The following is an 11,529-nucleotide window of genomic DNA, read 5'->3' on the forward strand; positions in this document are numbered from 1 at the left end:
TTCACGAGGGCCTTCGCCGACGACGGGATCGAACTCACGTGTGGAGTTTGTGGTCCACAGCGACATCTGCTCGTATTATTGACTCAGGCGGCCGTACGGACGGCCCCCCACCGGATTCGCCCCACGGATCCGGTGGCCACCGTTTAGTGCCGGGGGAGGTACCGTGCCACTCTCCGAGCACGAGCAGCGCATGCTCGATCAGATCGAGAGCGCGCTCTATGCTGAGGATCCCAAGTTCGCCTCGACCGTGCGTGGCAGCCGGTTGGGGATGGCGTCGAACCGGCGGCGGTTACAGGCCGGCGCATTGTTCGTGTTGGGCCTGACGCTGCTGATCGCCGGCGTTGCCCTGCCGCTCAAGCCGGGCGGCTTCCCGATCATCAGTCTGCTCGGGTTCCTCGTGATGTTCGCCGCCGGAGTCTTGTTGCTCCTCGGCGGTCGTCGGCCGTCGACTCCAGGGGCGACGGGCGGTAGTTCCGGTTCCGGAAAGTCCGGTCGAAGTTCCCGCGGCGGCAAGAAGTCCTCGGGTGGTGGCTTCACCAACCGCATGGAAGAGCGGTTCCGGAGGCGTTTCGAGCAGGACTGACCTCCTCGACCATCAGGTGTACCGACGACGGCGCGACCCACGGGTCGTGCCGTCGTCGTTCGTCTGCAGACCTTTCACCGACCCGGCGTCGTCCGCCTCTCCGCCCCTCCACCACCGCGCCCCACTCGCGCAATCTCCGTCTCCCCACCGCCTCCCACCTCGGCTCCGGCCGCAGTGTTTTCCCTGGTCGCCGATTGCTCGGCCCTCGCTCCGCCGGTGGGGCGGATCGTCGGGGCGCCGACAGCGGTGGATCCGTCGTCGTCACGCGAGCGCGTGTCCCCATTTTCCGCCACCTGCTCTGAGCTGGGAATGTGACGACAACACGCGCGGCCGGGCGGCAGTAATCCGTTTCCGGTGGGGCAAAGTGGGGTAATGTGGGGCGCGGCGGGACAAGGTGTCCTGTCGCGCGAAGCATCCGTCCGGCAGCGGGGAGGCGCCGAGTGTTCCTCGGTACCTACACCCCGAAGTTGGACGACAAGGGCCGGCTGACACTGCCGGCGAAGTACCGAGACGAGCTGGCGGGAGGGTTGATGATCACGAAGGGGCAGGATCACAGCCTCACCGTGTTCCCTCGCGACGAGTTCGCCGCTCTGGCCGAACGCGCTGCGAGTGCCTCACGGAGCAACCCTCAGGCACGTGCGTTCCTGCGGAGTCTCGCGTCGGGAACGGAGGAGCAGCGACCCGACTCACAAGGCCGGATCACGCTGTCGTCAGCTCACCGCAAGTACGCCGGTCTCACCAAGGACTGCGTGGTGATCGGTTCGGTCAGGTACCTCGAGATTTGGGACGCGACGGCATGGGAGACCTACCTCGCCGAGCACGAAGAAGACTTCTCGGAAGCGAGAGACGAAGCACTACGCGACATCTTGTAACCACGGCTCGGGCTGCGCGGCGAGTGCCGCGAGGCCTCTGCCCGATGTGCCGGCCCTGACGCACTTCCCCAGCGCCAGGTACGGACCGGAGGGCCCTGACGCACTTCCCCGGCGTCAGGTCTCTTCGGACTCGGACAGAGACCTCGAGGCATTCGCCGTCTTCCGTATCCACCCCCGTGGCGGCGAGCACGGTATCGAGACGAGCGACAGGCAGGCACGAGGCATACCACCGTCCACCCGACGAGTACCCGACAGACCGTAAGCGGCCCGAGCAGGATTCCGGAGGACACATGGTGGACGGCGAGCACGAATCCGTCAATGGTACGGATGAGGCCACCGGTGCCGATGTGACATCTGCGGCGGAATTCGGCCACGTGCCCGTCATGCTCCAGCGCGCCGTCGACCTTCTCGGTCCGGCCATCGAGAGCGTCGGTCCCGACGGCGAGGGCGCGGTCTACGTCGACGCGACACTCGGTCTCGGGGGGCACTCCGAACACTTCCTGACGATCTACCCGAGGCTGCGGCTCGTCGGCCTCGACCGTGATACCGACGCACTGGCGATCGCCCGCGAGCGACTCGCACGGTTCTCCGACCGCACAGACTTCGTCCACACCCGCTACGACGGGATCGCCGACGCGCTCGAGAGCGTCGGCCTCGACCGGTACGGCTCGGTCCACGCCGCCCTGTTCGATCTCGGCGTGTCCTCGATGCAGCTCGACGAGGCGGAGCGCGGTTTCGCCTATTCCAAGGACGCCCCGCTCGACATGCGGATGGATGCCACCACCGGCATCACCGCGGCCGATGTCCTCAACACCTACAGTCACGGCGACCTCGCTCGCATCCTGAGCACCTACGGCGAGGAGCGCTTCGCCGGCAGGATCGCCTCCGAGATCGTGCGGACCCGGGCCAAGACTCCCTTCCGGACGAGCGGCGAACTCGTCGAACTGCTGTACCGCACGATCCCGGCGGCGACCCGCCGTACCGGTGGTCACCCGGCCAAGCGCACCTTCCAGGCGTTGCGGATCGAGGTCAACGCGGAGCTCGACTCGTTGCGCACCGCGATCCCCGACGCTCTCGACGCTCTCGCGGTGGGCGGCCGGATCGTCTTCATGTCCTACCAGTCGCTCGAGGACAAGGTCGTCAAGCAGGAACTGACACCGCGTGCGAAGTCCCGCAGTCCCGAAGGGCTTCCGGTCGAACTGCCCGGGACGGGACCGGAACTGCGCATCCTCACCCGCGGTGCGGAGCGGGCAACGGACGACGAGATCGAGGCCAACCCACGTTCGGCGCCCGTCCGCCTGCGTGCTGCAGAACGAATCGCCAGGAGGTAACCGATGACCGTACAGGTGGCACCCCCGCAGCGCCGGAACCCGGGGCGATCGACCGCAGCGCAGCGTGCCTATCAGCGACGGTCGCAGCGCGCAGCGCAGCTCGGGGTCGAACAGGTGCAGACCCGCGGGCGCACGACGGGTGCCGGACGTGTCCGCACCCGGATCCCGTTCGTCGCCACCATCATCGGGCTCCTGGGCGTGGGCATGGCCGTGACGCTGTTGCTGACCACCCGGGCGACCGAAGACTCCTACGAGCTCAGCGCGGCGCGGTCCCTCAACGAGGAGCTCGCCCAGAAGCGGGCGGTGCTCCAGCGCGACGTCGCCACGGCCGAGTCGGCTCCCGCGCTCGCGGTCGCCGCGGCGGAACTGGGGATGATCCCCACCGGGCAGGTCGCGCGGATCGTCGTCGCTCCGGACGGTTCGGTGCAGGTGGTGGGCGATCCGGTTCCGGCCCAGGGTGCCCCGCCGGTCCCGCTGGATCCGCCCGCCCGAGAGGACGCCCGCGTCCAGACCCCGCTGGCCGGCAGCGCCGGGGCGGAGACCCCGCGGCCGCTCGATGACGTGAGCGAGGAACCCCGGCCGCGCACCGACACCGAGGGCACGCGTCGGGCCGCGCCATCGGCCGACGGCCGCCCGGTGGGCGAGGAACCGGCACCGGCTCCCGTGCCGGTACCCGCGGCGGAAGCTCCCGCGGCCGCCACGCCGGATGTCGAGGGTGCCGCACCTGTACCGCCCGCGGCAGGACAATCGGTACCCGTGAGCGAACTGCCGCAATCCGAAGCGCCCCGTGAGGCGGCGCCCGAAGCACCAGTCCAGGCCGTGCCGACGGAACCCGAGGGCGGGCCTCGGTGAACAACCGCTCCACCCCTCGGCGTGCACCGCAGCGACGTTCCACCCCGGCGACGCGCGGCGGCCGCGCTCGAATGCCCGCGCCGCGCGATCGCAAGCAGCGCGACCGGACGAGTTTCGCGTTCCGCAACAAGTGGGGCCGGATCGGCATGTTCGGCATTCTGGGCGTAGCCGTCGCCCAGTTGTTGTCCGTGCAGCTCGTCCAGGCCCCCACACTGTCCGCCGAAGCCGCCAGCCAGCGCACCACCCGACTCGTCGAACCCGCGACCCGCGGCACCATCGCCGATCGCAACGGGGAACCGCTCGCGTACACCATGGAAGCGAAGGCGCTGACCTTCCAACCCGTGCGGGTGCGCAAGGAACTCGAGGAGGAACGCGCGAAGGACCCGTCCCGGCCCGAGGTCTCCGAATATCTCGAGGGCGTCGCGTCGGCGGTCCACGAGGCGCTCGGCGCCGCGGCGCCGGAGAAGGACGTGCTCGAGATGCTCGAGAGCGACGAGACCTTCGTCTACCTCGCCCGCGGCGTCGATCCGGGGGTCGCGGCGGAGATCGTCGACGAGTACGACAAGGTCGGCACCGAGCGTCAGGACATCCGTCTGTATCCGGGCGGATCGCTCGCCGCCAATCTCGTCGGCGCGACCGGCTGGGACGGACACGGCCTGATCGGGCTCGAAGCGTCGATGGACGCCGTGCTGGCGGGTACCGACGGTTCGTCCACCTACGACCGTGGATCCGACGGCGCCGTCATCCCGGGCAGCTGGCGCGACCGTCAGCCCGCCGTCGACGGTTCCTCCGTCGAGCTCACGATCGACAACGACCTGCAGTACCACGTGCAGCAGGAGGTCCAGCGCGCGAAGGACCTGTCCGGGGCGAAGAACGCCTCCGCTGTGGTGCTCGACGCGCACACCGGCGAAGTGCTCGCCATGTCGAACGACAGCACCTTCGACCCGTCGATCGGTGTCGCGAACAACCCGCCCGACGCCGAACAGGGCAACCTCGCGGTCAGTTCGCCGTTCGAACCCGGGTCCGTGAACAAGATCATCACCGCGGCCGCGGCGATCGAGGACGGTCTGACCCGCCCCGACGAGGTCCTGCAGGTCCCCGGCACGATCACCATGGCCGGCGCGACCGTCAAGGACGCCTGGGATCACGGGGTCGTGCCGTATACCACGACGGGTGTGTTCGGGAAGTCGTCGAACGTCGGCACGCTCATGCTCGCCGAGCGGATCGGTGAGGACCGCTTCGCCGAGATGCTGCGACTGTTCGGTCTCGGCCAGCGCACCGATGTCGGCCTGCCCGGCGAATCCGCGGGTCTGCTGCCCAGCCGTGAGCAGTGGTCGGGTGGCACCTTCGCGAACCTGCCCATCGGCCAGGGTCTGTCGATGACCCTGCTGCAGATGACCGCGATCTACCAGACCATCGCGAACGACGGGGAACGTGTCCCGCCGCGGGTCGTGCGCGCGACCATCGCGCCGGACGGCACGCGCACCGAGACGCCCCGTCCCGATCCGGTGCGGGTCGTGAGCCCGCAGACCGCCGCGACGGTGCGCGACATGTTCCGTTCCGTCGTCCAGTCCGATACCGGCAACCAGCAGGGCACCGGTGCGGGCGCCGCCATCGAGGGCTATCAGATCTCGGGCAAGACGGGTACCGCCCAGCAGATCGACCAGAACTGCAAGTGTTACTCGAACTCCGACTACTGGATCACCTTCGCCGGCATCGCTCCGTCCGACGATCCGCGCTATGTCGTGGGCATCATGCTCGACGCCCCGACCCGCAGCTCCGACGGCAGCGGGGGCCAATCGGCCGCGCCGCTGTTCCGCAACATCGCGTCGTGGTTGCTGCAGCGCGACGGCGTGCCGCTGTCGGCCGAACCGGAGAGCAAGTTGATCCTCCAGGTCGACTGACGAGGTGACCGTGGCGCCTCGGTAGGCTGACAGGTCGGTAACGTGACACGACGGTCGTCGCCGAGAGCGGATCGGGAACGAACCCGGAAACATCCGTCGGAGTGCCTGCAGACGAGCTGCAGCGAAGCGAGAGGAAACTGGTGCCTGTGCCATCGAGTCCGGATCCGGCTCCTCCGGAGGAGGGGCGGAGACCCGAGCACCCACCGATGACGCAGATCTCGGTTCTCGCCGACGCCATCGGGGCGCGCGTCGAGATCGTCAATGCAGCCGCCGGAGAGGATGCGGCCCGCGCGGCCGCGATCACCGGCATCGACCTGCGCGCCCAGGGCATCCGCCCCGGCGACGTCTTCGCCGCGCTGCCCGGCGCGCGCGCCCACGGCGCCTCCTACGCGGGCACCGCGCTCGAACGCGGAGCGGTCGCCGTGCTGACCGACGAGGCCGGTCGCGACCTCGTCGCCGAGGCCACCTCCGATTCGGTCGCGGTCCTCGTCCATCCCGAACCGCGTGTCGCGCTGGGGGCGGCGTCGGCCACCGTCTACGGACACCCCTCCCGGAGCATGCAGGTCATCGGCATCACGGGCACGTCCGGTAAGACCACGACGTCCTATCTCGTCGAGGCAGGCCTCGTCGCGGCCGGACGCGTCGTCGGTCTCGTCGGGACCGTGGAGACCCGGATCGAAGGCATTCGCGTGCCGAGCACCCTCACGACACCCGAGGCGCCGCAGCTGCACGCCCTGTTCGCCGTCATGCGCGAACGCGGTGTCGACACGGTCGTGATGGAGGTTTCCAGCCATGCCCTCGCACTCGGTCGCGTGGACGCCACCGAGTTCGCCGTCGGCGGGTTCACCAACCTGTCCCAGGACCATCTCGACTTCCACAAGGACCTCGACGACTACTTCGGCGCGAAGGCCCGGCTGTTCGCCGAGGACTCGCCGGTCCGGGCCCGCCGCGCGGTGGTGTGCACCGACGACGTGTGGGGACGTCGCATGGCCGAGGTCGCGCGCGCGGGCCGCGACGACGCGACCGCAGTCCGCACGGTCACCACAGGTGGCGACGGTGACGCTGCCGGCGCCGCGGCCGATTGGACGGTCACCGACGAGGTCCCCGAAGAGACGGGAGTGCAGCAGTTCACCCTGACCGGTCCGGACGGGATCGCCCGCCGCGCCACCGTCGGCCTGCCGGGCCGCTACAACGTCACCAACGCCGCTCTCGCTGTAGCGCTTTGCGCCGAGGTGGGCGCCGACATCGACGCCGCGATCCGCGGTATCGCCGATGTCGCGGTGCCCGGCCGGGTCGAACGGGTCGAGCGCGGTCAGGACTTCCTCGCCGTCGTCGACTACGCCCACAAGCCCGCGGCGCTCGAAGCGGTCATCGGAACCCTGCGCGCCGCGACCGAGGGACGCATCGCCGTCGTCGTCGGTGCGGGCGGCGACCGCGACCGGACGAAGCGGCCGATCATGGGCGAGGTCGCGGCGCGGGCCGCCGATCTGGTGGTCGTGACCGACGACAACCCACGAACCGAGAGCCCCGCCGCCATCCGCGCGGCCGTCCTCGACGGTGCACACTCCGTCCCGGCGGCCGAACGCGGCGAGATCCTCGAGATCGGCGATCGCGCCGCGGCGATCGACGCCGCGGTCGCGTGGGCCCGCCCGGGCGACGTCGTCCTCGTCGCCGGCAAGGGCCACGAGACGGGGCAGGAGATCGACGGAGTGAAGCACCCCTTCGACGACCGCGAGGTCCTCGGCGCAGCTCTCGACAAGTACCGGACCGCAGGACCCGACGGTGACCATCCGCCTGCTGCGGGCGGTTCGCATCACGGAGGCAAGGCATGATCCCGATGACACTGGCTCGGATCGCGGAGGTCGTCGGGGGCACCCTGCACGACGTCGACGATCCGTCCGCCGAGGTGACCGGTTCCGTCGAGTTCGACTCGCGACGGATCGGTCCCGGTGGCCTGTTCCTGGCGTTGCCCGGTGCGCGCTCGGACGGCCACGATCACGCCGCGGCCGCCGTCGCCGCCGGTGCGGTGGCGGTCCTGGCCGCACGGCCGGTGGGTGTGCCCGCGATCGTCGTGCCGCCGATTCCGCCGACCGAGACCAACGCCCTCGCGCTCGAACACGACAGCGACGGATCCGGCGCGGCCGTGCTCGCCGGCCTCGCGAAGCTCGCCCGCACCGTGGTGGACACGCTCACCGGCGCCGGCCTCACCGTTGTCGGTGTCACCGGTTCGGCGGGCAAGACGTCCACGAAGGACATGATCGCCGCCGTGCTCGCACCGCTCGGTGAGGTCGTCGCCCCGCCCGGCTCGTTCAACAACGAACTCGGCCACCCCTGGACCGCGCTGCGCGCCACCGAATCCACCCGGTTCCTCGTCCTCGAGAAGTCGGCGCGGGGCCCCGGGCACATCGCGACCCTGACCCGCATCGCCCCGCCGCGGATCGGTGTCGTGCTCAACGTCGGTACCGCACACCTCGGCGAGTTCGGCTCGCAGGAGGTCATCGCCGAGACGAAGGGCGAACTCGTCGAGGCGCTGCCCAGCGCCGCCGAGGGGGGAGTGGCGATCCTCAACGCCGACGACACCCTCGTGTCGAAGATGGCGACCCGCACCACCGGTCGTGTGGTGACCGTCGGGACCGGGTCCGGTGCCGCCTATCGCGCCGAGGACATCCACCTCGACGACCAGGCGCGTGCCTCCTTCACCGCCGTCGTCCCCGGCGCCGACGGACAGGAGCGGCGCGTGCCCGTGCGGCTCGCCGTGCACGGCGAACACCAGATCGGCAACGCCCTGTCGGCGATCGCCGTCGCCGTGGAGTGCGGTGCGACGGTCGAGCAGGCCGCCGAGGCGCTCGCGACGGCGGGTCCCGTCTCGGCGCACCGCATGGCGGTGCAGACCCGATCCGACGGGGTGACCGTCATCGACGACGCCTACAACGCCAATCCCGATTCCATGCGCGCAGCCGTGAAGGCCCTGGTCACCATGGCGCGGTCCGGTCCGGATCGCCGGCGCACCTTCGCGGTGCTGGGGGAGATGGCCGAGCTCGGGGACGACGCCGTCGTCGCCCACGACGCCATCGGGCGCCTCGCCGTGCGCCTCGACGTCACCCGCATCATCGCCGTCGGTGCCACGCGGCCGGTCCGGGGTCTGTTCCAGGGCGCCGTGATGGAAGGATCGTGGGGTGAGGAAGCGAGCCACGTACCCGATGCCGACGCCGCGATCGCGTTGTTGCGCGACGAACTGCAACCGGGCGACATCGTGCTCGTGAAGGCATCGCAGTCCGTGGGACTGTGGACCGTCGCCGAGGCCGTCCTCACGGACGACCCCGGTGCCGGAGACAACGACGCTGCTGTGGGGACGGAGGACGCCCGGTGAGACAGATCCTGTTCGCGGCGGGCATCGCGCTCGCAGTCTCGATCCTGCTCACCCCCCTCCTGATCAAGATGTTCTCCCGGCAGGGCTTCGGGCAGGAGATCCGGGTCGAGGGCCCGCAGAGCCACCAGTCCAAGCGCGGCACCCCCACCATGGGCGGCGTCGCGATCCTCGCCGGTCTGTGGGCCGGTTACTGGGGGTCGCATCTCATCGGTACGGGATACGACGCGGAAGGTCCCACGGCCTCGGGTCTGCTCGTGCTCGGCCTGACGACGGCGCTCGGCGGCGTCGGCTTCCTCGACGACTTCATCAAGATTCGCAAGCAGCGCAATCTCGGTCTGAACAAGACGGCCAAGCTGGTCGGCCAGCTGGTCGTCGCGGTGGGCTTCGGCATCCTCGCGCTGCAGTTCCGCAATGCGGACGGTCTCACCCCGGCCAGCACCGATCTGTCCTACGTGCGCGACATCGCCACGGTCTCGATGGGCTCGATCGTGTTCATCCTGTTCGTCTATCTGCTGGTCAGCGCATGGTCGAACGCGGTGAACCTCACCGACGGCCTCGACGGTCTCGCTGCGGGTTCGATGGCGCTGGTGCTCGGCGCCTACGTCATCATCACCTTCTGGCAGTACCGCAACGCGTGCGCCGTGGAGCCGACCGCCGGGTGCTACGACGTCCGTGATCCGCTCGATCTCGCGTTGCTGTGCGCCGCCGGCGCCGCCGCCTGCATCGGCTTCCTGTGGTGGAACGCCGCACCGGCCAAGATCTTCATGGGCGACACGGGCTCGCTCGCCCTCGGCGGCATGCTGGCCGGTCTGTCCATCACGACCCGCACCGAGCTGCTCATGGTGGTCATCGGCGCGCTGTTCGTCGCGGAGGCCGCCTCGGTGGTCATCCAGGTCGCGGTCTTCCGGTCCAGCCGCAGGCGGGTGTTCCGGATGGCACCCTTCCACCATCACTTCGAACTCGGCGGATGGGCCGAGACCACGGTGATCATCCGGTTCTGGTTGCTCGCCGCCATCGCCTCGGCGATCGGTCTGGCCCTCTTCTACAGCGAATACCTCGCGGCGATCGGGGACTGACCGTGAACGACGAACTCGAACGGCTCAGAGGACGGGCGGTGCTCGTCGCCGGGGCAGGGGTGTCCGGCCGCGCGACGATCGAACCCCTTACCGATCTCGGCGCCCACGTCACCGTCACCGACCGCAACGAGCGGGCACTGGCCGAGTGCGCGGCGCTCGGCGCCCGGACGGTCGACCTCGACAGTCTCGTCGACGACCCCGCTGCGCTGCGCGAGTTCGCCCTGGTGGTCACGAGTCCCGGATTCCCGCCCGACGCCCCGCTGCTCTCGCGCGCGGCCGGCGCGGCGATCCCCATCTGGGGCGACATCGAACTGTCCTGGCGCATCGACCGCGCCGAGGTCTACGGACCGGCCCGTCGGTGGCTGGCCGTCACCGGGACGAACGGCAAGACCACTACGACCATGATGCTGCACGCGATCCTCGAGGCCTCCGGCCTCGGCAGCGTCGCGTGCGGCAACATCGGTCTTCCCGTGCTCGACGCCCTGCGCCGCGACGAACCGCGGGCCGACGTACTCGCCGTCGAGTTGTCGTCCTTCCAGCTGCACTGGGCGCCCTCGGTTCGGCCCGAGGCCGGCGTCGTGCTCAACATCGCCGAGGACCATCTCGACTGGCACGGCGGCATCGAGAACTACATCGAGGCCAAACTCGGTGCGCTCACCGGCGCCGTCGGGGTCATCGGTCTCGACGACCCGATCGCCGGTGGTCTCGGCGACCGGTCCCGTGCCTTGGTCACCGTGGGCTTCACCCTGGGCTATCCCCAGGAAGGCGAACTCGGGATCAGCGGCGAACTGCTCGTCGACCGGGCGTTCGCCGATTCCGCCGTGCTCGCCCGGGTGGACGACGTGACGCCGCCCGGCCCCGCCGGACTGTCCGACGCACTCGCGGCCGCAGCCCTCGCCCGGGCCATCGACGTGCCCGCCTCGGCGGTGCACGACGGCCTGCGACGGCACCGCGTCGGTCCGCACCGCGCCGCGCCGGTCGGGCAGGTCGACGGCGTCGAGTACATCGACGATTCGAAGGCGACCAATCCGCACGCGGCCCGTAGTTCGCTGCTCGCCCGCGACCGCGTGGTGTGGATCGCCGGTGGTCTGCTCAAGGGCGCCCGCGTGGACGACCTGGTCGCCGAGGTTGCGCCGCGACTGTCCGGAGCCGTGCTGCTCGGCCGCGACGCCGGCGACATCGCCGACGCGCTGGCGCGACACGCCCCGCAGGTCCCGGTCGTCGTCGTGGACACGGGCGACGATGAAGCGATGACCGATGCGACGAGCGAGACCGACACGTCTTCGGTGAGGAGGGCCGTGGCACGGGGCGCCGACGGTCCTGCCGCGATGCGCGTGGTGGTCCGGGAAGCGGCCGCACTCGCCTCGCCGGGGGAGACGGTGCTGCTCGCCCCGGCCGCGGCATCGCTCGACATGTTCGCCGATTACGCGGAGCGCGGCCGGAGTTTCGCGTCCGCGGTCGAGGAACTCCGCGGGGGCGGGACGCAACCGTGACCCCTCGGGCAGGAGCGACCCGAGCAGGGGCGAACACCGACGAGCCGG

At 70.3% G+C, this 11,529-nt stretch carries 9 protein-coding genes; all 9 read left to right on the plus strand.

Features of this window, described 5'->3' with window-relative positions; all coding sequences use genetic code 11:
• Nucleotides 1-163: 163 nt before the first annotated feature.
• The 9 genes from QR64_RS10955 (at nt 164) to murD (ending at nt 11,481) form a co-directional block, all read left to right on the plus strand.
• On the plus strand, nt 164-583 hold the full coding sequence (locus QR64_RS10955; protein ID WP_024101274.1) for a DUF3040 domain-containing protein: 420 nt from the start codon (nt 164-166) through the stop codon (nt 581-583).
• Between the two features lie 440 nt (nt 584-1,023).
• A complete protein-coding gene (gene mraZ, locus QR64_RS10960) occupies nt 1,024-1,455 on the plus strand; it encodes a division/cell wall cluster transcriptional repressor MraZ (protein ID WP_006554148.1) in 432 nt (143 codons plus the stop codon).
• 290 nt (nt 1,456-1,745) lie between these two features.
• The gene (gene rsmH, locus QR64_RS10965; RefSeq protein ID WP_039585183.1) at nt 1,746-2,786 is read left to right on the plus strand and encodes a 16S rRNA (cytosine(1402)-N(4))-methyltransferase RsmH; all 1,041 of its coding nucleotides are present in this window, start codon (nt 1,746-1,748) and stop codon (nt 2,784-2,786) included.
• A 3-nt stretch (nt 2,787-2,789) separates the two neighbouring features.
• Entirely contained in the window at nt 2,790-3,638 is an 849-nt protein-coding gene (locus QR64_RS10970) for a hypothetical protein (RefSeq protein ID WP_039585184.1), read from the plus strand.
• A gap of 71 nt (nt 3,639-3,709) precedes the next feature.
• Nucleotides 3,710-5,542: a peptidoglycan D,D-transpeptidase FtsI family protein gene (locus tag QR64_RS10975; RefSeq protein ID WP_006554145.1), complete on the plus strand. Its 1,833-nt coding sequence runs from the start codon at nt 3,710-3,712 to the stop codon at nt 5,540-5,542.
• Nucleotides 5,543-5,748: 206 nt separating this feature from the next.
• Entirely contained in the window at nt 5,749-7,374 is a 1,626-nt protein-coding gene (locus tag QR64_RS10980; protein WP_006554144.1) for a UDP-N-acetylmuramoyl-L-alanyl-D-glutamate--2,6-diaminopimelate ligase, read from the plus strand.
• Nucleotides 7,371-8,912, plus strand: a complete 1,542-nt coding sequence (locus tag QR64_RS10985; RefSeq protein ID WP_039585185.1) for a UDP-N-acetylmuramoyl-tripeptide--D-alanyl-D-alanine ligase — start codon at nt 7,371-7,373, stop codon at nt 8,910-8,912. Before QR64_RS10980 ends, QR64_RS10985 begins: the two co-directional genes overlap by 4 nt.
• Nucleotides 8,909-9,988 carry a phospho-N-acetylmuramoyl-pentapeptide-transferase gene (mraY, locus tag QR64_RS10990; protein WP_006554142.1) on the plus strand — a complete coding sequence of 360 codons (1,080 nt, stop codon included), beginning with the start codon at nt 8,909-8,911 and terminating at the stop codon, nt 9,986-9,988. Before QR64_RS10985 ends, mraY begins: the two co-directional genes overlap by 4 nt.
• Before the next feature lie 2 nt (nt 9,989-9,990).
• Nucleotides 9,991-11,481, plus strand: coding sequence for a UDP-N-acetylmuramoyl-L-alanine--D-glutamate ligase (gene murD / locus QR64_RS10995; RefSeq protein WP_084222319.1), 1,491 nt, complete (start codon nt 9,991-9,993; stop codon nt 11,479-11,481).
• Nucleotides 11,482-11,529: the final 48 nt, after the last annotated feature.

This window comes from Rhodococcus sp. Chr-9 (assembly GCF_000801125.1).
GTDB classification, from domain to species: domain Bacteria; phylum Actinomycetota; class Actinomycetes; order Mycobacteriales; family Mycobacteriaceae; genus Rhodococcus; species Rhodococcus pyridinivorans.